At 57.7% G+C, this 25144-nt stretch carries 22 protein-coding genes; 7 read left to right on the top strand and 15 right to left on the bottom strand.

The window, feature by feature from the left end:
- Positions 1-3: 3 nt before the first annotated feature.
- The 10 genes from AB1E42_RS11985 to AB1E42_RS12030 all read right to left on the bottom strand — a co-directional run bounded on the left by AB1E42_RS11985 (position 4) and on the right by AB1E42_RS12030 (position 12379).
- Positions 4-1896: a thiamine pyrophosphate-dependent enzyme gene (locus tag AB1E42_RS11985; RefSeq protein ID WP_368344465.1), complete on the bottom strand. Its 1893-nt coding sequence runs from the start codon at positions 1894-1896 to the stop codon at positions 4-6.
- A complete protein-coding gene (locus tag AB1E42_RS11990; RefSeq protein WP_368344466.1) occupies positions 1889-3403 on the bottom strand; it encodes a tripartite tricarboxylate transporter permease in 1515 nt (504 codons plus the stop codon). The genes AB1E42_RS11985 and AB1E42_RS11990 overlap by 8 nt, the downstream gene beginning before the upstream one ends.
- A gap of 4 nt (positions 3404-3407) precedes the next feature.
- Complete coding sequence (locus tag AB1E42_RS11995; RefSeq protein WP_368344467.1) at positions 3408-3908, bottom strand: tripartite tricarboxylate transporter TctB family protein; 501 nt, start codon at positions 3906-3908, stop codon at positions 3408-3410.
- A gap of 21 nt (positions 3909-3929) precedes the next feature.
- Positions 3930-4895, bottom strand: a complete 966-nt coding sequence (locus AB1E42_RS12000; protein WP_368344468.1) for a Bug family tripartite tricarboxylate transporter substrate binding protein — start codon at positions 4893-4895, stop codon at positions 3930-3932.
- 49 nt (positions 4896-4944) lie between these two features.
- Positions 4945-5991 (bottom strand): xanthine dehydrogenase family protein molybdopterin-binding subunit, encoded by a 1047-nt coding sequence (locus AB1E42_RS12005; RefSeq protein ID WP_368344469.1) that lies wholly within the window; start codon positions 5989-5991, stop codon positions 4945-4947.
- Positions 5991-7880, bottom strand: coding sequence for a molybdopterin-dependent oxidoreductase (locus AB1E42_RS12010; protein ID WP_368344470.1), 1890 nt, complete (start codon positions 7878-7880; stop codon positions 5991-5993). Before AB1E42_RS12010 ends, AB1E42_RS12005 begins: the two co-directional genes overlap by 1 nt.
- Entirely contained in the window at positions 7873-8793 is a 921-nt protein-coding gene (locus AB1E42_RS12015) for a xanthine dehydrogenase family protein subunit M (protein ID WP_368344471.1), read from the bottom strand. Before AB1E42_RS12015 ends, AB1E42_RS12010 begins: the two co-directional genes overlap by 8 nt.
- 22 nt (positions 8794-8815) lie before the next feature.
- Positions 8816-9979, bottom strand: a complete 1164-nt coding sequence (locus AB1E42_RS12020) for a zinc-binding dehydrogenase (RefSeq protein WP_368344472.1) — start codon at positions 9977-9979, stop codon at positions 8816-8818.
- A 30-nt stretch (positions 9980-10009) separates the two neighbouring features.
- A complete protein-coding gene (locus tag AB1E42_RS12025; protein WP_368344473.1) occupies positions 10010-10861 on the bottom strand; it encodes an IclR family transcriptional regulator in 852 nt (283 codons plus the stop codon).
- A gap of 504 nt (positions 10862-11365) precedes the next feature.
- A complete protein-coding gene (locus AB1E42_RS12030) occupies positions 11366-12379 on the bottom strand; it encodes a helix-turn-helix domain-containing protein (protein ID WP_368344474.1) in 1014 nt (337 codons plus the stop codon).
- Between the two features lie 178 nt (positions 12380-12557).
- Here AB1E42_RS12030 and AB1E42_RS12035 point away from each other — a divergent pair, with 178 nt between their 5' ends.
- The 4 genes from AB1E42_RS12035 (at position 12558) to AB1E42_RS12050 (ending at position 15043) form a co-directional block, all read left to right on the top strand.
- On the top strand, positions 12558-13307 hold the full coding sequence (locus tag AB1E42_RS12035) for an SDR family oxidoreductase (protein ID WP_368344475.1): 750 nt from the start codon (positions 12558-12560) through the stop codon (positions 13305-13307).
- Between the two features lie 22 nt (positions 13308-13329).
- Positions 13330-13860 (top strand): anthrone oxygenase family protein, encoded by a 531-nt coding sequence (locus AB1E42_RS12040; protein WP_368344476.1) that lies wholly within the window; start codon positions 13330-13332, stop codon positions 13858-13860.
- A gap of 17 nt (positions 13861-13877) precedes the next feature.
- Complete coding sequence (locus tag AB1E42_RS12045; protein ID WP_368344477.1) at positions 13878-14369, top strand: hypothetical protein; 492 nt, start codon at positions 13878-13880, stop codon at positions 14367-14369.
- Between the two features lie 227 nt (positions 14370-14596).
- The gene (locus tag AB1E42_RS12050) at positions 14597-15043 is read left to right on the top strand and encodes a cupin domain-containing protein (RefSeq protein WP_368344478.1); all 447 of its coding nucleotides are present in this window, start codon (positions 14597-14599) and stop codon (positions 15041-15043) included.
- Between the two features lie 151 nt (positions 15044-15194).
- Here AB1E42_RS12050 and AB1E42_RS12055 read toward each other — a convergent pair whose 3' ends face one another.
- The 4 genes from AB1E42_RS12055 to AB1E42_RS12070 are packed head-to-tail and all read right to left on the bottom strand — an operon-like array spanning position 15195 to position 19567.
- Positions 15195-16277 carry a hypothetical protein gene (locus tag AB1E42_RS12055; protein ID WP_368344479.1) on the bottom strand — a complete coding sequence of 361 codons (1083 nt, stop codon included), beginning with the start codon at positions 16275-16277 and terminating at the stop codon, positions 15195-15197.
- 57 nt (positions 16278-16334) lie between these two features.
- Positions 16335-17615 (bottom strand): extracellular solute-binding protein, encoded by a 1281-nt coding sequence (locus tag AB1E42_RS12060; RefSeq protein ID WP_368344480.1) that lies wholly within the window; start codon positions 17613-17615, stop codon positions 16335-16337.
- Positions 17616-17639: 24 nt separating this feature from the next.
- Positions 17640-18473, bottom strand: coding sequence for a carbohydrate ABC transporter permease (locus AB1E42_RS12065; protein WP_368344481.1), 834 nt, complete (start codon positions 18471-18473; stop codon positions 17640-17642).
- Positions 18470-19567, bottom strand: coding sequence for a carbohydrate ABC transporter permease (locus tag AB1E42_RS12070; protein WP_368344482.1), 1098 nt, complete (start codon positions 19565-19567; stop codon positions 18470-18472). Before AB1E42_RS12070 ends, AB1E42_RS12065 begins: the two co-directional genes overlap by 4 nt.
- Positions 19568-19664: 97 nt before the next feature.
- Here AB1E42_RS12070 and AB1E42_RS12075 point away from each other — a divergent pair, with 97 nt between their 5' ends.
- The 3 genes from AB1E42_RS12075 (at position 19665) to AB1E42_RS12085 (ending at position 24178) form a co-directional block, all read left to right on the top strand.
- Complete coding sequence (locus tag AB1E42_RS12075) at positions 19665-20690, top strand: LacI family DNA-binding transcriptional regulator (protein WP_368344483.1); 1026 nt, start codon at positions 19665-19667, stop codon at positions 20688-20690.
- A gap of 169 nt (positions 20691-20859) precedes the next feature.
- Entirely contained in the window at positions 20860-22419 is a 1560-nt protein-coding gene (locus tag AB1E42_RS12080) for an FAD-dependent oxidoreductase (protein WP_368344484.1), read from the top strand.
- Positions 22406-24178, top strand: a complete 1773-nt coding sequence (locus AB1E42_RS12085; RefSeq protein ID WP_368344485.1) for an adenylate/guanylate cyclase domain-containing protein — start codon at positions 22406-22408, stop codon at positions 24176-24178. The genes AB1E42_RS12080 and AB1E42_RS12085 overlap by 14 nt, the downstream gene beginning before the upstream one ends.
- A gap of 26 nt (positions 24179-24204) precedes the next feature.
- Here AB1E42_RS12085 and AB1E42_RS12090 read toward each other — a convergent pair whose 3' ends face one another.
- Complete coding sequence (locus AB1E42_RS12090) at positions 24205-25089, bottom strand: LysR substrate-binding domain-containing protein (protein WP_368344486.1); 885 nt, start codon at positions 25087-25089, stop codon at positions 24205-24207.
- Positions 25090-25144 lie beyond the last annotated feature (55 nt).

Here is a 25144-nt window from a genome sequence, read left to right on the forward strand (position 1 = left end):
TCCTTAAATAGTCGCGTTCAGGTACGCGCCCTGAACTTCTTCGACCCAATTTCCGACATTCCAGGACCCATAGGCTCCCATACCTGCGATCGGGTCACGTCCCGAATAGACAGGGATATGAAGCAGCGAGAGTCCATCGTAGGCATGCGCCTCAGTTAGCGCAGCCTCGAGCGCACTACGGGTGAAGCCTCCGTGAAGCGCCTTCACACCGGACACCGACGCCGCCATCGCCCTGTAATCAACCGCCACACTGTCATTCGTTTTGAATTCGCGCCCATACTGGTCGTATTGAAGGCCGGTGATCGCCGCCATCCGCCGGTTGTCAAACAGGGCAATCATACCGCGAACGCCATGCTCGACCGCATCAATCAGGATTTGCGGGTTCATCATGAAGGAGCCATCCCCGGTGAAGGCGATGCCGTATTTGGCATCCTTCACCAACGCGCCACCCAAAAGAGCCGATCCCGAAAACCCCATGAAGGAGGCTCCCGTCTCGGTGTATGTCTGGCCGGGCGCATCGTCTTCTACGATCTGGAACCCATTGGCCTGCACATCACCCGCGTCGAAGAATTTGATCGCGCCGACCTTGTTGGCAAAAGACGCAACAGTGTGGATCGCGGCGGGTTGGGTGAGGACAGGTTGCTGCCACACTTCGTCGGCAATCGGTTCCGCGTGAATCCGCTTTGCCTTGAAGGCCGTCCATTCATCCTTCTTTGCGGCACAATCCCGGATCCAGTCCTTGCGCAAGTCAATGCCCGCATCATCGCCCAGCTCCGCTAGCAGCATATCAATGACCGATGTGATATCGCCCGGAAGGCATACCGTGTTGGCATAATGGGTCAAATCGTCGAGATCACCGTTGATGTTCAACACGGCTTGCGCATTTGGATAGCCGACACCCGAACAATCCGCCTGACACACACCGCGGCTTCCGATCACGATTAGCGCATCAGCATTTTGCATCGCGTAGTTGCCCGAGATCGAACCTTTGGAACCGCCCACATGCATGTTCTGGGCATGTGCGTCCATCAGAACCCCGGTTGACCCTGGCGACAATACAACAGGGGCGCCGATGCGTGTGGCAAGCGATCTTACAGCCATATAATGTGACCGGGTGCCCCCTCCGGCTTTTATGACAATGCGTTTATAACGACGCAGGAAATCTACAGCGGCGCCCAGATCGTCGGATCTTGCTGGCGCAACCGGCGGCAATGTCTGACGCCCTGGCAGGGTCGCAATATTGATCTTGGTCATTTGCGGCTGGGTGTTGATAGGCAGCATGATGAAAAACGGGCCCGCCTTGTAAGGGTGATGGGCGCAAGCCGTTCCCCGTCGCATGCATTCACGCAGTGCGCCTGGCGTGTGCAGCGTATAGGATTGCCCCATAAGGGCAGTCATCTTACCGAAAACCCCCTGCTCGGGCTTCGGTACCTGCTGCATGTTGTAGCCTTCGCCCTGTGTCGTCTCGTCACCATAGATATGGTAAACCCCAACCCCGTTAGACGCCGCAGCGAGCGATCCTGCCATCGCCTGAAGTCCACCCGGTCCAATGGATGTGACAACTGCAGGCGTTTTGCCGTAAACCCATGCATAGGCTGTGGCTGCATGCGCCATTTCCACTTCATTGCGGCAGTTTATGACCTCAACCGCACCTTCCTCGTGATAAATGCGCAAGACCTCGCCGAGATCGGTCGAGCCGTGTCCGAAGATCGCAAAGTAGCGGCGAACGCCTTGCTTCATCAGGGCGACAACAAGCGCCTCTGAAAGTGTCAGATCGACAATACCACCGTTCTGATCGTCGATCAGCGCATCTTCGACAGACTTGACCGCCAGCCTGATTGCTCTTTTCCGAATTTCGTTCTCGGGTTCGTCGGGGATCTTGTTTTTGTCAAGCATCTGTCATCTCGATTTTTTTGGAGGTTTTCTTTTTCAGCTTCAGTTCGGTGATCACTTGCAAACCAATGACCAGCAGCGCGAGGGCGAAGAACACCAAGACTGTCGGAGAGGTCAGGAAGATGTCGAAACTACCGCCGGACAGCATCATCGCAGTCCTGAACTCGTTCTCCAGCGTCGGTCCTAAAACCATTCCGAGGATGATGGGTGTAATCGGGATGCGCAGAGCTACGAGCACATAGGCCAGAACGCCGATGGCCCCCATAGCATAGATGTCAAAGGCACTATTGCGGATGGAATAGGCTCCGATTGCACAGAGAACCAACACGGAAACGGCCAGCATCTCACGAGGGATCTTAAGCACATGCACAAATATGCGGATCCCCATCAGTTGAAGACCCAGTACCCAGACATAGGCCAGGGCAACGGCAACATACATTCCATAGACTTCCACGGCATTGTTCATGAACAGTGCCGGTCCCGGCGTAATGCCATGGATCATCAGACCAGCAAGAACGATTGCTGTCGCCGGATCTCCTGGAATGCCCAAAGATAACAGAGGGATAAGCGTTCCGCCTGTGACTGCATTGTTGGCAGTTTCCGGCGCGATAACACCTTCGATATTTCCCTTACCGAAGCTTTCCGGCTTTTTCGAAAACCGTTTTGCGTGATCATAAGCGAGGAACGAGGCGATTGCACCGCCGGTGCCCGGGATCGCGCCGATACCCGTGCCCAATACAGAACACCGCAGCATCAGTGAAAGCTTGCCGAAGAGCATTTTCAGAGAGGGCAATTCAGCGCGGACCTTGGCGACGCGCTTTGTATGCAGATCCTGTGGCCCTTTCCCTGAAAAGGCTTCGATAATAAACGGAACGGCGAACAACCCGATCATCGCCACCAGAAGATTGACACCTTGCAGCAGATTGATGCTGCCAAATGTCATCCGCGGCACGCCATCGATTGCGTCGAGGCCGACCGTCATGATCATGAGTCCGAGGGCACCAGCAATCAGCCCCTTGATGAGAGAGTCACCGCAAAGCCCGCAAATCGTCGACATGCCGAACAGAACAAGCGCGAAGATTTCCGCCGGTCCGAAACTGATTGCGATCCGCGACACGAGGTCAACCGAGACCATCATGACGAACAAGCTGAACAATCCGCCAAATACGGACACAATCACGGCAGTACCCAAAGCAATTGAAGCGTTGCCCTGTTTGGTCATGGCATGGCCGTCAAGCACGGTCGCGGCAGCTGATGGTGTCCCTGGAATACCCAGCAATATCGCAGAGACTGACCCCCCAGTCATGCCTCCGATGTAGGTTCCGAGCAACAATCCAATCGCGGGAACTGGGTCCATGCTAAAGGTGATCGGCAACGCGAGCGCAAGGGCGACTGTAAATGTCAGTCCGGGTATCGACCCGAAGACAAGTCCAACCATTGCCCCGAGTCCTATCGCCGCAATTGCCATCGGCGTGAATGAAAGCGCAAGTGCTTGAAGAAACAGATCCATCATCTTATCCCACGTTCAGCCAGGTGCCATTCGCGAGATAAATCCCGAGCAGCTTTTCGAAGATGAGCCAGCTTCCCACGGTCAACCCGAGAGACATTCCAATCAGTTTCCTGAGCGACCGGACACGCAAACTCACGATCATGACCAACAGCACCACCAAAGGGGTCGCCAAAACGAAGCCGATCTTTTCAAGCAAGAAGCCGTACAGAACGATCTGTCCAAGAACCAACAGGGCCGGACCCCAATCAAGCCGGTTGGTCGATGGCATCTCAGGATCGTCCGACGTCTCTGCTGAAGCGGTGTCCGCACCTGATACAATCCGACTAATCAGCAGGATCGCCGAGAAAACCGTCAGGATCAGCCCAAACGCCATTGGAAAGGCTCTTGGGCCGACTTCTCCATCTCCGAAACCTGGAGGGATCGTGTCAACGACCAACCATGTCCAACAAACACCGAGCAGGAGTAGAACCGCTGCAGCAATGGCATCTTGAACACGATTGGTCATCTTTTCGATCCCTGGCTAGAGTTACTGGGCCATGCCGAGTTCTGTCAGAAGGTCGCCATAGAAGGCGTCATCCTTCTCGATCAGCGCTCCGAACTCGTCAGCATTCAAGAAAGCGGGTGAAAACCCGATATTCCCTGCAGCACTACGGAACTGTTCGGATGCAACGGCCGCCTCTGCTGCAGCTTGTAGCTTGGCCACGACATCCGCAGATGTTCCGGCTGGGGCCGCAAGCCCGCGCCACATGGAAATGTTCACATCTACGCCCTGCTCTTGCGCGGTTGGCACCTCTGGAAGAACGGCGACACGTTCATCGCCCGTCACAGCCAAGACATTGAGCTCGCCAGCTTGCACATACGACGCGAATTGACCGGGCCACTGAATTGCGGCGTCAATGCGCCCTGCCAATAGCTCAACCGGCGCTTTGCCTTGACCGTAAGAGATATAGGCAACCTTATCGCCAACACCCATGGCATCAAAGAGCGCGGCCGACGTCAGATGGGTGAAAGAGCCCTTGCCAGAGATACCCACTTTGAGCGTCCCGTCCATTGATCCAATTGCGGCCGCGAGGTCGGCAAGGGTTTCCCAGCCTGTGTCACTGTTCACGGCCAAAGCAGGGATTTCGGTCGAAACCCGCGCGATTGGTGTAAATGCCGTATAGTCGAAAGGCACTCGCCCTGTGTGATGGGTCGTACTGATCGAGTTCGAATTCCATACGATGTTATAGCCGTCAGGCGCAGTCGATACGACATGCGAGTAACCGACAGCGCCACCGCCACCCGTGCGGCTTACCGGAACGACCGGCTGCCCCAATTCATTCGACATCAACTCGGAAAGCAACTGAGCAATCGTATTGGCAGTGCCCCCGAAAAGCACTGTCATATCGACCGGCTTTTCTGGGTATTCAGCTTGCGCTGCGCCGCCGAACGCAATCAGCGCTGACGATAGCAGGCCAACAACCCCGCTCTTGATTTTGGTTCTAAGTTCCATTTCTTCCTCCCTTTTTGAGACCGATTTCGCTCGGACCAAGCGTCTGCAATTAGTGTCTCGCGGCTTCTGCACGCTCCTGTCTGGCCGATTGGGCAATCTGTTCCCGCCCCGGGACATGGTCCCGAAGCGCTTTCAGGATTTTCTCCGGCGTTGCAGGCAACGTCTTTATGCGCACCCCGATTGCGTCGTAGATCGCGTTCATGATTGCCGGCGCAGTCGGGACCAGAGCCGGCTCGCCAATACCCTTCGCCTTCAGAGGGCTTTTGGGATCTGGGTCTTCAACGATCACACAGTTGATCTGAGGGATATCCAGAGACGTGGGCAGGATGTATTTGGCGAAGCCATGGGTAATCGCATGCCCTTTCTCGGTGATGTACTCCTCCATCAGAGCTTGCCCCAACCCTTGAACAACGCCCCCCTCGATCTGTCCCTCGACGCCGCGCGGATTGATCGCGCGGCCAACATCGTGAGCTGCCCAGATGCCCAGAACCTGCACCTCCCCGGTCCAGGTATCGACCTCAACCTCTGCAACCTGTGTCCCAAAGACATAGGCCTGCCAGGGGCTTCCCGATCCATCCACAGGGTCCAGACCAGTTCCATGCGCAGTGAAAGACGCCGATCCCACCGGCACGACACCGCGCGCCTTGCACGTTGCGACCGCATCCTTCATCGACATGCGCAAATTGGTGTCCTCGGCCCAGATCTCGCCATCGAAGGCCCGCAACTGTTCAATTTCGACATCCCAATGATCCGCAATCTGTTCAAACAGTGCGTTCCTCGCCTCGCGCGATGCGAGCGCTACCGAATTGCCGATCATATATGTTTGGCGTGTCGCGCCAGCATGTGCCGCTTCGGGCGAACGAGCCGTATCATTGTCGCCAATTGTCACGTCTTGGGGCTTGATGCCCATCTCGTCTGCTGCCACCTGTGCCAGAACGGTCAGAATGCCTTCACCGATCTCAGTCACACCAGTGACCACCTTTCCTGTGCCACCATCATCGAGCTCTGCCCAAGCGCCAGCGCGATCAATCGTTGCCGTCCGAGCGATGCCATACCAGCTCGCCGCCATTCCGCGGCCGCGTTTCATCCTAGCCATCACGCAACCCTTTCCGTGGTTTTGGCATCATTCTTGGCGGCACTTTTGATCCGCGCCCCCAATGTGCAAGGTTTCCGGGTATCAGGACCATTGAGATCCCCTCGCTCTGCTCCGCGCACGCGAGGAGCACCCGCTTCCCAACGAGAGGCTGTCTCCGCGGCTTCAAGGACACGGTCCAAAGACGCGGTTTCGAGCCGTTGCTGGGTGTGCGTTGTCGACCCAATTTTCATCATGTTGATGCGTCGGATCTCAAAGGGGTCCATGTCCAGCGCTTCGGCGGCCATGTCCATCATGCTTTCAGTGGCGAATTGCGCCTGCATGCCGCCAAACGTCCTGAACGCACCCGAGGGCGTATTGTTGGTGTAAACCGCCCGCGTATCGACAGACAGATTATCCACTTCGTATGGGCCGCAAGACAAAATTGCTGCCTTACGCATCACGCCTTCACTCGACATGCCGTAGGCACCGCCGTCGGACAGCATGTCGAACTCAATGGCTGTAATCTGGCCGTTCCACTTGAGGCCCATTTTGTAATGCACGCGGCTGGGATGCCGCTTGGCCGAAGCGATCAGGCTTTCTTCACGGGTGAAATTCAGTTGTACAGGTTGATGGGTCTTCATCGCACATAGCGCGAGCATCCCCTGATAGATCATGTCTTCTTTGCCACCAAAACCGCCACCAACAGGGCTCATGATGAACCGCACTTTGTTAATCGGCTTGGCTATGATCTCGGCAAGCATGTGCCGATGGTGGGTAATGTTCTGCGATGGTGAGATCACCACCACTACATCATCAGGGTCGACATAGGCGATCCCGGCTTCTGGCTCGAGATAGGCATGCTCGACTTGCTGGGTTCCGAAATCATCCTCAAGTATCAGGTCCGCTTCAGCGAAACCTTTCTTTATATCGCCCTTCCGAACAGGGATATGCTTCACCAGATTATCGGGGGCATAGTCATGGATCACAGGCGCGCCCGGCTTCAGTGCATCCGCAGGATCGTAAACCCCCGGCAACTCCTCGTACTCGACCTTGATCATTGCCAATGCACGGCGTGCAGTAACGAGGTCCTCAGCAGCGACAGCTGCCACAGCTTCCCCCACATGGCGCACCTTGCCCCGCGCCATGATCGGTTGGTCATGCACAAACACACCAAAGCCGTCTTTGCCCGGAACATCATCGGCTGTGATCACGCACGCCACACCGTCCATCGCTTCCGCCGCACTTGTGTCGATCGACACGATACGCGCATGGGCATGGGGAGAGCGCAAAACCTGCATTTGCAGCATGTCCGGCATCTTCATGTCAGCCGCATATTTCAGCCGGCCCGACACTTTCGACGGGGCGTCCAGGCGGCGCACATTGGCGCCGATGTAACTGCCATCGACATTGTCTTCTTCAAGGGCATTCTCCGGCATATCACCAGCAATCACGGCCTTTGCAATCTCGACTGCTTCGAAGATCTTCGTATAGCCGGTGCAGCGGCAAATATTGCCACCCAATCTTTCCTTGATCTCTTCGATATCGGCATTCGGATTCTCACGAAGAGCCGAGGTCGCTGCCATCACCATTCCTGGAATGCAGTAGCCGCACTGGCTGGCGCCGGTCTTATGAAAGGCGCGTTGAACCGGTGTCAGTTCACCCGGCTTCGCTAGGCCCTCAACCGTTTCGATCTTCGTGCCCGTTGCTTTGGCCGCCGGCATCAGACAAGACTTCACAAGCTTGCCATCGACGAACACCGAGCAGGTTCCACACTCCCCAGCGCCACAGCCTTCCTTTGCGCCGGTGAGGTTCAACTCGTCGCGAAGAAAATCCAGCAGTCGAGCGTGCGGCTGTGTCTCACGAGAGACTTTCCGGCCGTTGACTTCAGCATCTATTCTCACTTTAGGCATTTGCTTTTTCCTTCGCGTCTGCAAAATCCACCTGGACTTCGGGTTGATCCTCCAGCGCATCCTCAAGGGCGGCTCGAACGAAGTTGACGACAACCTCGCGCCGGTATTCCTTCCGGCTGCGCGACCCTACGGTGTCGGCGGCGGTCTGTGCTGCACGTTCGATCAGCGCATGCGATATCCGTTCGCCGCGCAGCACGCTTTCTGCCTCGGTCATCCGGATCGGCCGGGGACCAACACCGCCCAGAGCAAGGCGGACGTCCTCAAAGACACGCCCATCACGATCGGCTTTGACCAAAGCAGCACTGCACGCGACCGAAATCACAAGCGACCGCCGTTGCCCGACCTTCTGGAAAGACCCTCCATACCCGTTGGCCGTATCCAGAATAACTGCGGTCGCGATCTCATCTTCACCGATCTGGGTTTTGCCGGGGCCTTCAATGAAATCGACCACCGGAACCCGACGGCTGACCACCTTGCCATCTTGCAGGCGGGCCAATTCGATCTCGCCATTCAAAGCCACCACTGCGGGCGTCCCGTCAGCGACAGGGGACGCATTGACGAGGTTTCCGGTTACAGAAGCTTGTTCGCGGATTTGGTCATCCGCAAACCAGATCGCGCAAAACGGCATGCACGGCAGGCTGCGCATCAACGTCGGGTCTGTCAGGAAATCCTGATAAACAGTATTGGCCCCAAGCCGCACACGACCGTTCTCGAACGAATAGCCGTCCAATTCCGCGATCCGCGTAACATCGACAAGCTCAGGCAGATGGACATCCCCGGCCCGCCCTTCACGGGCCCAGGGCAAGATATCTGTGGCACCGGAGACGAGCCGGCTGCCTGCCTTCGCTTCGGACCAAATCGTCAACGCTTCCGACAAGTTCGTCGGCAGGTGATAGTTGTCACAGGTCAGCATGGTTCGCCTCCTTTGTTCTGGCTTATTCAGCTGCCACTTTTTTCGATTGCTTTTGCGGGTTCTTGACCACGACCTTGATCGCATCTTCGACCCGGTCCTTGGCGTAGCGCAGCGCTTCTTCCAGATCGGACATCTCAAAGGTGTGCGTATGGATCAGCGTCGCGTCGAAACGCTTCTGCCGCATAAAAGCTTCGGCCCGGTGCGTTGCCGTTTTACCTTCACCACGGATGCCGTAGAGGTAGATGTTATTGCGCACGAGATAGGCGACATCGACTTCAGGACTGTTGTGGGGGAACGCCGCAAGGCAGATCTTGCCACCACGGTTCACCATCTGCGCCGCTTCGTTCAGACCGTTCGGCGCGCCGGCACACTCGACCACATAATCGACACCCATGCCGCCGGTCAGCTCACGGACTTTTTCAACAACATTTTCGTTGCGCACGTTGATCACATGATCTGCGCCCAGCTTCTTACCGATCTCAAGCCGGTTGTCGCGCGTGCCAGTCAGGATAACGGGTTGCGCGCCAAGCGCCTTGGCGACCGCTGCGCCCATCAGGCCGATGGGTCCGGGACCTGTGACAACGACACTTTCACCGGCGACCAGTCCACCAAGTTCGGTCAGGCCATACATTGCGGTTCCGGCAGTGACGACCAGCGTCGCTTCTTCGTCGGTCATACTGTCATCGACGTGGACCAAGGTATTGATATTGTTGACGGCGTACTCGGCAAAACCCCCATCGGTGGTGAAGCCATTGGCGCGGTGTCCCTTATCCACATCACCATAGTTCTTGCCGTAGTTGTGGCATGACGTGTACATACCCTGACGGCAGCGCTTGCACTGGCCACAACCAGCGTGGATTTCCACGGTCACGCGCTCGCCAATTTGATATTCGTCGACACCCGGTCCCAGAGCAACAACCGTGCCCATGTATTCATGGCCCGGCGTAAAATTCTTGTTGAACGGATCACCGCCATTGATCTGTGCGGGCGGGCCGTGATGGATGATCTCCAGATCGGTGGCGCAGATCGCAACCGCATCAATGCGGACCAGCACTTCGGCCTTTCCGGGTACAGGAACCGGTTTGTCGGAAAGCGTCAACTCACCCGGATCACCGAGAACCCAAGCTTTCATTGTCTCGGGGACCGGATGGGTTTCGCTGGTGGTTACGTTATTGGGCATGGGCATTTTTCAAGCTCCTTGTCGTTTGAGAGGGCGCTAGATTTTCAGGTCGCGCAGTTTGTTTGAAAACGAATTAGCCGCCGCGATCATTTCCTTGATCAGGTAGTCGCGGTATTCATCGGTGGCCCGATCGGCTGGGATGGTGACAGAAATAGACCCGATGACAGCTCCAGCGCCGGCCCTGATCGTCGCGCCAATGCAAACGATCCCTTCGCTGAATTCCTGATCATCGATCGAGTATTTGCGCCGGCGAACCAAACGCAGCTCCTCAACCAAACCGGAGAGAGAGGTAATGGTTTTGGAGGTATAAGTAGTAAGTCCATTGGCAGAAATGATTCGAACCAATTCTGTGTCGGGGATCCATGCGAGGATCGCCTTCCCCGTCGCCGTGGCGTGCAAGGCTGCCATTTTCTCAACCTCGTCGGGTTCCGCCAGATTATCGTCAGACCCAGGGAAACTGAGCTTTGTCATCAGCGCGGTGTCCCGCAACACGGCGAATTGCACACCGTGCCCCAACCGTCCGCCCAACGACTTCAACTCTTCGGTCAACAGCACGTCGGGGTCGCGTTCGCCCTCCGAAATCTGAACCAACTCGCCAAGCCGTGGGCCAAGTGCATATCCCTTGACCCTTCCGAGGTGGGTTACAAAGCCCTTCTTAACCAAGGTCGCGATCAAATGATGACATGTTGAAATGTTGAGTTCGAGGCGCTCGGAAACATCTGAAACAGTGACGCCATCGCGTTCTTGGGCAACGATCTCGAGAACATTGAGGGCTCTTTCCACAGACTGGATCGTGCGCCCACCGAACTCATCGGAATCGATGTTCAGTGGCAAAACCTGAGCATCCATCGTGCCACTTTTCTCGAACCTTCTGGGCTTATCAACCATGACTTCATCCTCGTTCCTTATGGGTGACAATCGTGAATGAACACGATTCTAGCAAGTTATTTTGATATTGCGGACTTTAATTTGATATCATCAAATATATCGTAGTATTTGACAATTTTGGATTATGCTATGTGGCATCAATATTGAGCCGTGCCGCCCGCAGCACGGGCAGTCGCGTTCAGCTAAAGGACGATCTGCGACGACAGCGTAAAGATGGAAAAAGTCCCCGTCGCCATGCGCAGAAAGCGCGGTTCCGCGCTGCGAGGACGGCCCCTCCTCATTCGCGCAGAACTTCAGCTTCCCATAAAAACGGTCGGGGCTCGCGCGATGTTCACGGTCCGCTCGCAAAGCTATGTCTGCCAATTATTGGAAATGAGCAGTGGCCACCAACGTCAGGCCAGTGCCCGCCATTTTCAGCTCACGCAGCGACGGTTAAATAGCGCGTTTCGCAGGGCTTAACTTCGGCTTTTCGGGCTTCAGATGTGCAATCGCAACTTGCGCCGCTTATGCCCCCAACTGCGCGCCATCTGCGCGCAATGCCTGCGGCGTCATTCCCGTCCACTTCCGGAACGCGCGCTGGAACGCATTCGGATCGCGATACCCGACAAGGTGAGCGATTTGCTGATTGTTCAAGTCGCTTTTGACCAGATAGCGGATCGCCAGATCTTTTCTCGTTTGGTCTAGCAACGATTGGAACGTAACGCCCTCCTCTGCCAAACGGCGCAGAAGTGTGCTCCGACTGACTTTCAAGCGTCCGCAGACATGGGCGATCTTGGGCTCGGTGATCGTGAACATCTCCAGCATGATGGCCCGCACCCGCTCCGAAAGGGGCAGGCCCTTGGACTGGATCAGCGCTTGGGCCTGAAGGTCGGCCTCGGTGGCTTCCCAAAGTTCGGGGTTGTCCGAGATGAAAGGCACGCGCGCATCCGCGCGGGAATAGGTCAGCGCAGCGTCGCCCTGCTCGGGAATTTGGCCGAAGACGTCCTCCAGACGTTCCCGCTCGTCCTGTGGCAGCGGCAGGCGGACCCGCAGCGGCCGGATCATATCACGCGCCAGCGCATTCGCTTGTGAATGCAGGTAAATGATCTGCGGGCTGCTGAAAGTTGCAGGCAAAGGGGCGGTTGCCACATCGGAGGCAACGCGAACGGTGAACTCCCGCTCGCTGCGCGACACGAGGAATTGCATTGGCCCGAACAGGCTTTTGAATTGCGTCATGCGCTCGATGCCAGTCTCGAAATCCGGCGCAGTCGAGAGCGCGAAAAGGACGGGAATCGCAGGGCCGCCCGCCATCCGCAGCCCCAGCAACCGAGGGATATCCTGCTGCCCTGACAGATCAATGATCGCGTTCCAGAGCCGCAGGTATTCATCGGCTGTCACCAGAAAGGCCCGATCAGCGAGCGCAGGCGCAATCATGCCCGCACGGGCCACGACCTCGTTCCATCCGATCCCCAGTATCCCGCAAATCGGTCCCGACAAGATGGCGGCTGTATAGATCGGGGATCGCTCATCATTCTGCATCAGAAAACCTTTCTCGCGGCTGGGAGCGGCCAGTCGCAGTAGATACCCAGACGCCCCGCCCCGCAACGGCCTTGAGATGATCTGCAAGTCATTGAAACGATCTGCAAGGCATGAGCGGTGGAGGAGCTCGATCCAACAGGGCTAGCTTCTGGGGAACCTGCCAATTGGAGATCCTGACTTGGACCTGACATCAAAGACCATCCTTATCACCGGAGGCGGCTCCGGCATCGGCCTTGAGCTGGCCCGCCAATTTGTAGAGCTGGGCAACACTGTCGTCATCTGCGGGCGCGACGAGGGCAGGCTTGCCGACGCGACGCGCCAGACCGGCGCGCAGGCGATCGCGGGGGATGTGACCGTTGCCGAGGATCAGGAGCGGATCCTGTCAGGTATTCAGGCGCAACATGGCAAGCTTGATATGCTGATCAATAATGCAGGCGTGTTCCTTGCCTATGATTTCAAGGACGATCCCGAAACGATGCACAAGATCGAGAGCGAGATTGCGATCAATGCGACGGCTCCCCTGACATTGACGCGGCGCGCCTTGCCGCTTCTGGAGCGCAGCGCGCAGCCGGCGGTGGTGTTCATCGGCTCCGGCATTGCCTTCGTCGCCTCACCCGGAACGCCCGTCTATTCTGGCACCAAGGCCCTGATTCATCACTGTGCGCAGACCCTCCGGCACCAATTGCATCCGCACGGCATAAAGGTATTCGAAGCAATGCCGCCCGTCGTCGATACCGACATGGCCAATGTGCTGAAGTCAGAGAACTTCAAAAAGATGAAGCCCACCGACCTCGTACGCGAGATCATCGCGGGACTACGAAGCAACCAGACCGAAATGCTGCTTGGCCAATCAAGCCAGATCAAATGGATGAGCCGGATCGCGCCCGCGTTCCTGTTCCGCCAATTCGCAAAGACCGAGTTTCATTGACCTCAACATCAAGGCAATCGTGATGTCCTCCGCCACCTACCGAAACCGCGTCAACGCGCTCGCGATCACCACCTCAGCCGCCTTCTTTGGCGCTAACGCCTTCATCGGGCTGTCGATGGGGTCCTATTGGCTGAGCTTGGCTCCGGCCGATTTCGTCGCGCAGTTCTTTCCCCAGTTCAGCAATTTTCTCTACACGATCATGCCGCTGTTCGTGGCCATGCTGGTGGGCCTGATCCTCTCGGCCCGGCTCGATTGGCAGGATGCCCCAGCGCGGCGAAACTGGGTGATTGCGCTGTGGCTTTACCTGTCCGTCTCGCTGATCACGATCTTCTTTCACATGCCGTTAAACGTGCGTCTTGCCGCCGCGATCGGGTCGCCACTGGGCGATGCGCTAGGCTTCTATAAGTCCATCGCGCTGGTCGGTCCTGTGACCGAGGATAACGCGGCCATGATCCGCGCAACTTGGCTTCTGGGCCATGTTCCCCGCGTCCTGCTCACCCTTGCCATCGCCATCTACAGCCTACGCGCTCTTGCCGCCCGCCGCTCTCACTGAACTCGGAGACACCGCCCATGAACGACGCAACCTATCGCAAAACCGTTAACATCCTAGCTGTCATTGGGTCCGCGGCCTTTGCGGGCTGCGGCGTCCTGATCCTCTTATCCTACGGCATCCGCTGGCTTGGGACCGATCCACTGATCTGGCGGGCGGCCTTCTGGGACGAGTTCCTGAATTTTGCGCTGACCATCATTCCGCTCAACATGATCACGCTGGTCGGGCTGGTTCTGTCGGTGCGGTTGGACTGGCAAAATCGCCCCATCCGGCGCATCTGGATGATCGCACTCGGACTATATGTCGTGAACACTCTGTTCACGCTGGGATATTTCATTCCTCAGAATATCCTCCTGATCGGGGATAACTACACAGCCCAGCAGGCCTCCTCAATCAGGGCGACTTGGTTAGCGCTGCATTTCCCCCGCGTTGTCATTGCCGCGGCGGTGCCGGTCTACGCACTTCTCGCTATCATCCGGCGGGCAGAGGAAAGATCGCAAGAGCGTTCATAACGCCCTTCGCCTCCTACCCCTCTCGGCTAACAAAGGTCTACCTGCTGTGGACCCAACGGTGGCGCGCCAGCGGCACCGTTTTGGCATGATGACAACCCTGTAAACAGGCGATCACCTTGGGACTTTCTGCAAGTCAAAGGAGCGATCTGCAAGTCATCACTCGTGGAACAGATCGGTGAAACCAGCCACGGTTGGATAGACCCATTACAAACCAAGGAGCTATCACAATGTCCAATCTCAAAGCCATCCTCGCCGGTTTCGGCCTTGCAGCAATCACGTCGCTTCCTGTCGCCGCCCAGGACCGCTTCCCCGATCAAATGGTGCGCACACCAGTGGAAGATATCAATTGGCAGCCTTTGTTCCCAGGGGTCGAGGCCTATACGCTCTACGGTGGCCTTGATCAGGGCACGCCGACGGTCTTCGTCTCCCGCACGGACCCCGGGCAATCTATGGCAATCCCGCACACGCATTCAGACGGGTATTGGGGCTTCATTCTCGCCGGCAAACATCAGCATTGGGAACTGTCTGAACCCGATCAGGGGCCGATCCTCACCGCAGGATCAAGCTGGTACCAACCCGCCGATGTCCCCCATGCAGACCTTTGCGTCGGACCGGAGCCATGCATCACGCTCGTGATGTTCGACCAACAGGCCGATTTCATCCCGGCCCAATAGCACACAGATGGCCGCGTTCGTCCCGCCGATCACGGGAACGCGGCCTGCCATCGTCAGTCTCATATGCGCTCTGCCTACGCTACGAACTGAGCCCAAGCGCATTGGTGATCGCTAGATCCCGTTTTGCCGCAAGAGCCATGAGCCGCAGCCCCTAGCTGGCAGCCGCGCGCAGCACTTCCCTGAGGTAGGCAGCCTCCGCCGGATCATAGGCGTTGCCCTCTTCATCAACCAAATCATGGAACCAGATCGACCGATCCGCCACGCCGCCATGCTGCGCCACAAGGTCCGCCGGCCACGGAAGGTTCGTCTGCGTCCGCCCCTTGACGAACCCCCATTGAAAGCACCCGATATTCCGCGTCTGAAAGACAGTCAGCTGATCGTCGATCTTGCTGCCAACAGGCCGCGCCATCCACTCCGTGCACAGCATCGGGCGGTCAAACTCCGCAAGATAGGCGATAAAGCGCTCCACATTCTGATTGTCCCAATAGGCATGGAACGTCACGATATCCGACAGCGCCAGCGCCGCCTGATCGATCTCGGTCTGATAAGGCGCGTCGGTTGACCCCGGCAAAGGCGTCACCCACGCCGCCACGGTCAACGGCTGCACGGGGTTTTCCGCCCGCGCCCACCTGAAACAATCCTTCATCAGCGCAAAGCTCCGCGCCGAAAAGTCAGGCCTGTAAGTGTCCGATGCATCAGGCCCGAAAACCATGCGATTGCCCGGCTCGTTATACAAATCCCAGAAAAGCACACGGCGATCCGCAGCATGTGCGCGCATGATATCGCGGACGTAGCCCTCAAATCCCGCCCATTCAGAGCCATCAAGCAAGGCCGCCCGCCCCGGGCTGGCAACCGCGCGGCTGTTATGAACGTTGGGGATCGGGTCTGGCTGCGGGCCGTAAGTCGGCTCCGCCCCACCAAATCCGCAATCGTCAAAGAAACAAGGCACAGTCGAAAGGCCCAGCGCGTGCGCCGTCTCCAGCACCCAATCGAGCCGCTCTAATAGTCCGGCGCGGTCATGCTTCCAGACAAGATAATGCAAATTGACCCGCAGCGCGTTGAAGCCAAAACCTGCCGCCCAGCCCAACTCACGCCTGATCGTTTCTTTGTCGAAAGTATCCTCGTGCCACACCTCGAGGAAATTCACCGCCGTGGACGGTAGAAAGTTGAAACCACAGATCCAGCCGGTGTCCTGCCACCAATCTTGCGCTCTCTGGGGCGTCCATCTTGTCACGGCAATTCCTCCTTCAAGGTGGAACGCCAGCCCGCCGGAACGGGCTGGCGTCAGGTCTTAGCGGTCCAGAAGATCCTGCACTTCGGCCTCTGCATCAGCCAGCGCCATGTCGACAGACTTGCCGGTGAGCCAGATCGCCTGAAGCTCGCGGTTCAGCACGTCCTGAATGGCGCCATAGCGCTCGCTCGGTGGCGTGTCGCGGGCGATGGCGGCGGTGCCGGTGTACTCATCTCGGTGCGGCAGGGTCGCATAGTCGGCGCTTTCCAGAACCGAATTGCGTACAGCCATGTGGCCGGTACGGGCCCAGTCGATGTTGTGGTCGTTGATAAAGGCCAGAACCTTCAGCGCAGCCGCATAGGCTTCCGCGTCATTTGCCTTCAGGCTGGCAGGGATCGCCCACATATGGCTGTCGGCCCATGTTGCGCCGGTGTCGAACAGCGTCGGGAAGTCGGCAACATAGTAATTGTCGAGCGCGACCTCTTCTTTCGCGGCTTCCGCGTCATAGAAGTCAACAACCCAAGTACCGTTGACGAGAATCGCCGCTTCACCATTGAGGAAGGCCTGCTGGCTATCCGCATAGTTCAGCTGCGGGTTGGCCACGCCTGCGTCAAACAGCTGGGTGATTGCCGTAACGGCATTGCGGGCCGCGTCGTTGTCGATGGTGGCGGTGTCGCCGTCAAAGATGTTCGCGTCCTGCTGCCACATCAGCGCCAGCGTCAAACGCACCCCAATCGGGAACTGCGCAAAGTCGGCGGCGAGGTAGTCCTGCCCGGTTGCCTCTTTCACCTGCTGCGCATGCGCGAGCAGCTCTTCCGGCGAGGACGGCAGAACAGGCTTGCCGTTTTCAACCAGCCCAGCTTCCGCCATCAGGTCCATGTTGACGTGCCAGAGGTTCGCGTGGAAATCCATCGGCACACCGTAGATGCCGCCGTTGAAGCTGACCGCATCCAGCGCCGCCGGCGCCCAATCAGCCGTGTCGATACCTGCAGCCGCAAGATCGTCAGACAGGTCAGCCAAAGCGCCCAATCCGGCAAACTCGGGGATCCGGTGCCGGTGCATCACATGCACATCCGGCGGCGTGCCGCCCGCATAGGCAGCTTTGATCTGGTCATAGTAGTTGCCCCAATCGGTCGGCAGCGTATTGACCGTTACGTCATCAATCTCGGCGCTTGCCGCGTTGATGATCGACTGGATGATGCAAGCCTCACCAACGCTCGCCTTGGTGTCGGTTCCGGCGTCTTCACACGCACCGAAAAAACGGCCCAACGTCACTTCTTGGGCCATCGCGCCGGTGGCGATGGTGGCAGCCGCAGCCGCCGTCATAAGCACATATTTCATGGTATCCTCCCTGGATTGTGCAGATTAGCCCTTGCTTCCCCCGACGGTCATGGCTTGCACCACATACCGTTGGAAAATCAGGAACATGAGAACAACCGGAAGCGAGGCGATAACACCCGAGGCCATGACACGGCCCAGCCCTTCCGATTGCGCGAAATTCGATTGAATGCTGGCAAGCCCCAGCGTGATGGTGAAAAATTCCTGCCGCTGCGCGCTGACCAGCGGCCAGAGGTAGTCGTTCCACGCATACAGGAATGTCAGGATCGCCAGCGTCATCATCGCAGGCCGCGCCAACGGCAACATGATGTACCAGAAAATCTGCATCCAGCTAACGCCATCAAGCCGCGCGGCTTCTTCGATATCCTGCGGGATCGCTCTGAAGAATTGCATCATCAGAAAGACCCCGATCGGCACGGCCATGCGCGGCAGGATCAGCGCGTGATAGCTGTTGTGCCAGCCAAAATCAGCAAACATCGTGTAAAGTGGAATGAACACCGCCTGCTCCGGCACCATCAGCCCGACCAGACACAGCACCGTAATCGTCCGCTTGAACGGGAAGTCCAACCGCGCCAGCACATAGCCCGCAGTTGTCGAAACAAGCAGCACACCCGCTGTCATCCCCGCCGCCACGATGAGCGAATTCAGGAACCAAACCGGCGTCTGTCCAAAGGCAAACAGTGCGGCGTAGTTTTCCGCTGTGAACGGGATCGGCACCAACCCAAAGAATGTGGTCGAGGTTGTCCGCGCCAGCAATTCGTTCGGCTGGAACGATAGCGACACCATCCAGATCGTCGGCACCAGCCACAAAAAGGCAGGAATACCTAGCGCCATGACGAGCCATGCGTAATGCCGGTTCATTCCGTGTCCTCCCGCCCCAGCACAAATTGCAGGAACGAAAACCCGCCCATGATCACGAAGAGGAACACCGCCATCGCGCTCGCCCGCCCCAACTCGCTGTCGCGGAACGCGGTCTGGTAGATGTACCGCACCAGCACTTGCGTCGTGTCATTCGGCCCGCCCTGCGTCATCAGATGCGCCTGCCCGAACACTTGGAATTGCAAGATCACCTGAAGAACGACCACCAGCGTGATCGTGCGCTTGAGGTTCGGCAGCGTGATGAACCAAAACGCCTTCGCGCCAGTCGCATTGTCGAGCGCAGCGGCCTCGTAAAGGTCTTTAGAGATATCCTGTAAACCCGCGAGGAACAGGATCATCGCAATGCCAAGGCTCCACCAAATCGTCGTGATGACAATCGCCGCCATCGCAAACCGCTCATCGGTGAGCCAGACGATTGGTGAGCCGCCAAACACATCCGTGACATTGGCAATCAACCCTTGGCGTGGCGAGAACATGATCTGCCAGATCAGCGTCACCACCGTGACGGAGAGGATCTGACTCAGGAAGAAAACCGTACGATAGACCGTCATCGCCTTGGTTTCGCGGTTCAACGCCGCCGCCAGCAGCAAGGCGATGACCGTGACACCCGGCACCGTCCACGCAACAAAAACCAGCGTATTGCCAACCGTCGGCCAGAACCGGCGGTCATACCAACGGCCCCCTTCGCCGGGATGAAATCCGGGTAGGACAAAGAACAGGACAGACGCCATCGCCAAGGCAATGGACGTCACCCTGCTCACCCGACTCATCCGGCGAAGGAAGATCGACGCACCAAGGCCAACCAGCCCCAGCAGTTGCAGCGCGGGGTTGGCGATTGCCCCCCACTCGATATTCCGGCCCCACATAACACGCTCGTAATTACGCAGGCCGACGAATTCTTTCGCATCTGGATTGAATGCCACCGCCAGCAGGTTCCAATCGTGCAGCGATATCCAGACGCCACGGAAGAAGGGATAGACAAGAAACAGCGCATAGGTCAGCAGGAACGGCAACAGCAGCACAAATGCTGCCTGCCTCTCCGTCATTCGACGCCGCGTTCTCTGTACTAGAGCCATTTCCCCTCCTCCAACGACGGGCGCGAATCTCACCCAATCGTTGCTAAAATTTATTAGCAATATTTATTAGCGGGATGCAAGTGTGTAGTGTGTCCCCATGAACGACCACACCGACAGCCCCGCTCCGCGCGTCACGATGAAAGACATCGCCCTCAAGGCAGGCGTGTCACAATCCACCGTGTCCTTTGTCCTCAACGGGCAGGAGAACATGCGCATCAGCGAAGAAACCCGCAAACGGGTGACAGACGCCGTGGCCGAGCTGGGCTACCGCCCACGCGGTGCGGGTCGCCCACCGAACGATACCGGCGTACGGGTGATCGGCCTGATGTTCGACGAGATCGCCACCAGCCCCTTCGCCGCGATCTCCATCGAGGGCGTTCAGGAAGCCGCTTGGAAGGAAAACGTCATCGTCGAGGTCGTCATGACCGGCGGCAACAAGGATTACGAGGCATCTGTCCTGCGCAAATGGGCAGCAGACCGTGTCGAAGGCGTCGTCTACGGCTCGATACTCACCCGCGAAGTCACACCCTCCGACATCCTCGCCAAGCACCGTGCCGTCCTGCTCAATTGCTACGATGCGCGCGGGCTTTTCCCCTCCGTGGTGCCCGCCGAACGCCGCGGCGGTCAATCTGCAACCCAGATGTTGATCGAGACAGGCCACCGCAAAATCGCTTTCATCACCGGCGAGAACTGGATGGAAGCCTCCGATCAGCGTCTCGAAGGCTACGAACGCGCCTTGCGAAACGCCAAGATTCCGATTGATCCGAACCTGATAGTCGAAGGCAACTTCCTCCCCAGTGGCGGACGCACCGCAACCCTGCGCCTCCTTGATGGCCCCGTGCGCCCTGATGCGATCTTCTGCGCAAACGATCTGATGGCCGTGGGTTGCTACGAGGCCCTCAAAGAACGCGGCGAAACGGTCGGCGAATCCATCGCCGTAATGGGCTATGACGATCAGGAAATCGCCCAACACCTCTCTCCGGCGCTCTCAACCGTCCTGCTGCCACATCGCGAAATGGGCAGCTGGTGCGCGCAGTTTCTCCTCGCACCCGCGGCAGAGCAAATCACCCATACACGGATGGAATGCCCCGTCGTCGTCAGGCACTCGCATACCAACGCCTGACACCGCCCGATCCGGCGACAAACCCTCCGCAGCGGGGCCACAGAGGCTGGCCGACCCCACGTCAAATACTACCTTTGGATATATGAAGAACCAAAGGAGGTATATTTTCGTGGATTTGTTCCAGAATTTCCATAAGGTTAATGAGCAATTCGGACCCCAATAATTCTAGATGCCCAAGACCCCAATTTCAGCCCACGGTGAGAAGAACCAAATCGAACTCGATGTCAGCATAGATGGTCGCACCGAAAAAATCGCTTGCGATACGCTGGTCATCGCGTGCGAACCGCGCAACCTGCGCACCAAGATCTCCTATTCCGATGATGAGGTCGCGCTCCTGAGTAGCCTCCATAACTTCACCTTCCACACGTCACTTCTGAAGGTGAAGGTCAAAGACAGGCAGATGAAGCATGGCGTAATTTTCGCGGCCGAACCGCTGTCCAAAATGCGCGGTCACATCTACGGCTTCCGCAACGAAACGGCAAAGTCCCTCGGCTTGGATTTCGCCAATTCCGTCGAGTATAACTGGGTCACAGTCTACCAGCTTTTCGGAGAAACAACGACACCTCCAACCGAGGATGACTTCCGTAAGCTGCTCGCAGAAGAGATCGCGCAGCTCAGCTGGTGGCCCTTCGAGCGCAGCTGCGATGGCCTCCAAGAGACGGTCCTGACCCCGTATTTCGACCATTTCCACGGCGATCAACTGGTGAACCAAAACCCTTGGAACTGGCACAAGATTCAAGGCGATAACAACACGATCTACGTCCACGCCGCGACCTGCTTCGAGTCCGTCGTCCACTGTTGGTATTACATCAACTGGCTCTTCGAAGGGCATGATGGCGGGCGCGCCATCTTCCCCGAGGACAAATCAACGTCCATCGTCATCCTTGGCGCCGGTCCTAGCGGCCTGCTCACGGCAGAAGCGCTCAAGCACCGCCATTACACAAATGTCAGGGTGCTCGAAAACACCAACCGCATCGGTGGCAAAACCCACACCGTGCCGGTCAAGCAGTACGGCAACTTGGGTAAAGCAACCACGCTCTATTGCGAATTGGGCACCTGCTACCTCTCTCCCCATTACGATAAATTCGTCAAAAAGATGCACCATTATCTGGATGGCAACACCCAGATCGGCTTCGGCGGTGAAGACGGCACCTTCCGTGGCATCCTGACCGAAGGTCAGTTCAGCGAGCATTTCCGTAAGACCTACGACCCCCCAAAGATGATGCCCTTCCCCAAATATGTCCTCTACAAAGCGGCCGACTGGCTGAATGTCAGCCCGAGCCACACAACGGTCATCGAAGACGCAATCAAAGCCGCAGCCGTGAATTACGAGCGCCTTTACTGGGAGTACTTTGACGAGGCATGGTTTAGTGGCCCGCACTACCCAATGCCCGCAGAACCGCCAGCCGATTTCCTGCGTGACTACGGCCACAAGTCCTTCGAGCAGTTCCTTATCGAAAACCACATGGGCGTTCTTCTGGGGATCATGCAATACGCCTACTCGGTTCAGGGCTATGGCACATTGAACGACATCCCCGCCTATTACGGTCTGTTGTGGATCACACCCGATATCATTGCCAAAGCGCAGGCTGGCGACGGGAAAACCACGCTGATCACCGCATGGTCGCGCGGCTGGGGCGATCTGTGGGAGCAGATGAGCGCCCATCTGGATATCACGCTGAACGCCGAGACGACGCACATTAGAAGGCATGCGCATGGACAAGCGTGAAACCATCATCGTCGCCGCCGATATCGTGGGCTACTCGCGCCTCGTCGCGCAAAGCGAGGAAAGCACCATCATGCGGATGCGCGCCCTCTATGACGAGGTAATCTCTCCGGCGATTACCTCTGCAGGTGGCCGCGTGATCAAGAACCTTGGCGATGGACTTCTTGTGGAGGCCAATTCAGCCGCAGCCGCGCTTGCAGCCTCGCGCCAAATTCAGGAGAACGTGACCAAGGCCCAAGAAACCATCCCCAGCGACGAGCGGATCAGATACCGCATCGGGATCAACGCAGGCAGCGCTTATTTCACGGAGGACGATGTCTTTGGCGATGTCATCAACATCGCCGCGCGCCTCGAAAGCCTCGCCAGACCGGGAGAAATTTGCGTCTCGCAAGCCGTCTACGCCCAGTTGAGCGACGATCAAACCACCCCGCTGCTTCCTCTCGGTCCACAATTTGTCCGCAATATTCCGGTGCCGGTCGAGGCATGGCGCCTCCCCAGTCCCGAAAAAGACGCCGCCGCGCCCGAACAAACCGGCAGCCACACAGCGCCAACGATTGCGGTTCTCCCATTCGAGGCGTCCTTTACGAACGAAGATCTTCGGTTCTTGGGCGACGGGCTGGCGGAGGAGCTGACAACCCAGCTCTCGCGCTTCCGCTTTCTGTTTGTCATCGCCCGCAACTCGGCCTTCACCTTCCGCGATCGGCAGAACGACCTTCAATCCGTCGCCCGCGAGCTTGGCGTTTCCTATCTGGTCACGGGCCGCGTGCGCACCGCAGGATCTCGGGTCAGGGTGCATGTGGATCTTATCGACGGCAAAACCGGTGCGCAGGTCTGGGCAGACAGGCTGGACAGCGAGATCGAGGATTTATTTGAACTGCAAGACGAGCTGACGCGGGCAACCCTCAGCAATGTCGTTCCCGAGTTGGGCGCAAACGAGCGGGCATTATCCCTGAAAAAGCCAACCGAAAGCCTTAACGCTTGGGGCCTCTGCCAGCGCGGTATGTCCGAACAATTCAAATACACCGACCAAGGCGTCACCGACGCTTTCAAACTGTTTACTGAGGCCATCGAAGCCGACCCGAAATTTGCCCTCCCCTATGCCCTTCTGGCGCGGTGGCATGTCGCCCAAGTCACCACGGGGCGTAGCGAAAATATTCCACTCGAAATCCAGAAAGGCTACGCCCGCGCAACCGAGGCGTTGCAGCTCGACGACCGGCTTGAAGACGCCCACGCAGCCCTCGGCGCGATCCTCGGCATCATGGGGCAGGATGTCGAGGCGTTGAAATCTCTCGATCGCGCCGAAGCGCTCAACGGTTACAGCCCCTATGTGTTCTATACGCGCACCTATGTGCATCTCTTTCAGGCGCAAATTGACTGCGCCGCGATGGAAAAGGCCGCCCTCGGGGCGATCCGCGTCAGCCCAAAAGACCCCATCGCTTGGGCGCAATATTTCATGCTCGGCACAGCCCGCTGGAACTATGATCTCCGCAATCCCGCCGATGGCACACAAGACGCGCTAGATCAGGCGTGTAGCTACTCGAACTGCGAGTTCTTCGTCTACATGATCGCAGCCAAATTCCATGTCCGTTTCGGTGACATTACCGTCGCGCGCCATTATCTCGAACGCGCTCTGGCAAAGAAGAAAGACCTCAGCCTCAAAATGTGGCGTACTTTCTTCCCCTTCCGCGCATGGCCCGCAATGATCGCGGAGACAGAACCCGAGCTTGAAACACTCGTCAGCTTCAGTCTGCCGCGCGAATAGCTGGGCCTTTCGCCCTGTGCGGCCGGTCACCCCTCACGCATCGGCGCGGAGCGCTCGATGATCCAGTTCAGAAACATCTGCGACCCGTAGCTGATCGGCCCCTCGGCGCAGGTCACATAAATCGCCTGATCCGTCCGCTTATCGAGCGGTAACGACCTTACAAGCCGCCCGTCCGCCAGATAAGGCGCCGCAAAAAAACCTGACATCAGCGCATGCCCCATGCCATGAGCCGCCAGTTCCAACGCCGCAATACTCTGATCCACCGTCAGCGCAGGCGTACGCGCAGGCGGCTGCACCTTCTCTTGGCGGAAAAACTGCTGCCAGTTATCCGCCACGCCAATCACCTCGATCAACGGCGCATCTTGCAGTGCTTCCAGCGAGTTCCCTTCGGGTCGCAAATCCGGGTGGCACACCGGAATGACCGGATCACGACAGAGCAACACAGCCCGCTGCCCCGCCCACTCCCCATTGCCAAAGCGGATCTCGATATCCAACTGGGTCGATTGAATGGCGCTGGCCCATGTCCCCATATGCAGCTGGATATTCACCTCCGGATGGTGCGCACGGAAATCGGGCAGCTGTTTCAGCAGCCACACCTGCGCAAATGTCGGCAAACAGCGGATGCGCACCGGCCGCGTATCCTTCGCGCCAAATGTATTTTGCGTACCAAGCCGCAGCGTCTCGAACGCCTTGATGACCCACGGCAGATACAATTCTCCCATTGTGGTCAGTTCCATCGGCCGCTTCTTGCGGGAAAACAACTCATACCCCAGATGCTCTTCAAGCGATCTGAGCTGATGGCTCACAGCGGCAGGTGTCAGCCCCAACTCGCCACCCGCGCTGGAGAAGTTGCCCGTCCGCGCCGCCGCTTCAAAAGCCCGCAGCCATGGCAAAGGGGGGAAGTCACTCATATCGCTGCCTCACATTTCAAATTTTTCCACACTTATATCAAAAAATTATTTTCTT

The organism is Pelagovum sp. HNIBRBA483, assembly GCF_040931995.1.
Taxonomy (GTDB): Bacteria; Pseudomonadota; Alphaproteobacteria; order Rhodobacterales; family Rhodobacteraceae; genus JAEPMR01.

What these genes read in the sequence shown, in the direction of transcription:
- AB1E42_RS11990 (WP_368344466.1), bottom strand. Translation starts at nt 3,403, where the DNA reads ATGGATCTGTTTCTTCAAGCACTTGCGCTTTCATTCACGCCGATGGCA.
- AB1E42_RS12015 (WP_368344471.1), bottom strand. Translation starts at nt 8,793, where the DNA reads ATGCTGACCTGTGACAACTATCACCTGCCGACGAACTTGTCGGAAGCG.
- AB1E42_RS12045 (WP_368344477.1), top strand. Translation starts at nt 13,878, where the DNA reads ATGAACGACGCAACCTATCGCAAAACCGTTAACATCCTAGCTGTCATT.
- AB1E42_RS11995 (WP_368344467.1), bottom strand. Translation starts at nt 3,908, where the DNA reads ATGACCAATCGTGTTCAAGATGCCATTGCTGCAGCGGTTCTACTCCTG.
- AB1E42_RS12020 (WP_368344472.1), bottom strand. Translation starts at nt 9,979, where the DNA reads ATGCCCATGCCCAATAACGTAACCACCAGCGAAACCCATCCGGTCCCC.
- AB1E42_RS12075 (WP_368344483.1), top strand. Translation starts at nt 19,665, where the DNA reads ATGAACGACCACACCGACAGCCCCGCTCCGCGCGTCACGATGAAAGAC.
- AB1E42_RS12025 (WP_368344473.1), bottom strand. Translation starts at nt 10,861, where the DNA reads ATGGTTGATAAGCCCAGAAGGTTCGAGAAAAGTGGCACGATGGATGCT.
- AB1E42_RS12050 (WP_368344478.1), top strand. Translation starts at nt 14,597, where the DNA reads ATGTCCAATCTCAAAGCCATCCTCGCCGGTTTCGGCCTTGCAGCAATC.
- AB1E42_RS12085 (WP_368344485.1), top strand. Translation starts at nt 22,406, where the DNA reads ATGGACAAGCGTGAAACCATCATCGTCGCCGCCGATATCGTGGGCTAC.
- AB1E42_RS12070 (WP_368344482.1), bottom strand. Translation starts at nt 19,567, where the DNA reads ATGGCTCTAGTACAGAGAACGCGGCGTCGAATGACGGAGAGGCAGGCA.
- AB1E42_RS12080 (WP_368344484.1), top strand. Translation starts at nt 20,860, where the DNA reads ATGCCCAAGACCCCAATTTCAGCCCACGGTGAGAAGAACCAAATCGAA.
- AB1E42_RS12065 (WP_368344481.1), bottom strand. Translation starts at nt 18,473, where the DNA reads ATGAACCGGCATTACGCATGGCTCGTCATGGCGCTAGGTATTCCTGCC.
- AB1E42_RS11985 (WP_368344465.1), bottom strand. Translation starts at nt 1,896, where the DNA reads ATGCTTGACAAAAACAAGATCCCCGACGAACCCGAGAACGAAATTCGG.
- AB1E42_RS12040 (WP_368344476.1), top strand. Translation starts at nt 13,330, where the DNA reads ATGTCCTCCGCCACCTACCGAAACCGCGTCAACGCGCTCGCGATCACC.
- AB1E42_RS12060 (WP_368344480.1), bottom strand. Translation starts at nt 17,615, where the DNA reads ATGAAATATGTGCTTATGACGGCGGCTGCGGCTGCCACCATCGCCACC.
- AB1E42_RS12000 (WP_368344468.1), bottom strand. Translation starts at nt 4,895, where the DNA reads ATGGAACTTAGAACCAAAATCAAGAGCGGGGTTGTTGGCCTGCTATCG.
- AB1E42_RS12090 (WP_368344486.1), bottom strand. Translation starts at nt 25,089, where the DNA reads ATGAGTGACTTCCCCCCTTTGCCATGGCTGCGGGCTTTTGAAGCGGCG.
- AB1E42_RS12030 (WP_368344474.1), bottom strand. Translation starts at nt 12,379, where the DNA reads ATGCAGAATGATGAGCGATCCCCGATCTATACAGCCGCCATCTTGTCG.
- AB1E42_RS12005 (WP_368344469.1), bottom strand. Translation starts at nt 5,991, where the DNA reads ATGGCTAGGATGAAACGCGGCCGCGGAATGGCGGCGAGCTGGTATGGC.
- AB1E42_RS12010 (WP_368344470.1), bottom strand. Translation starts at nt 7,880, where the DNA reads ATGCCTAAAGTGAGAATAGATGCTGAAGTCAACGGCCGGAAAGTCTCT.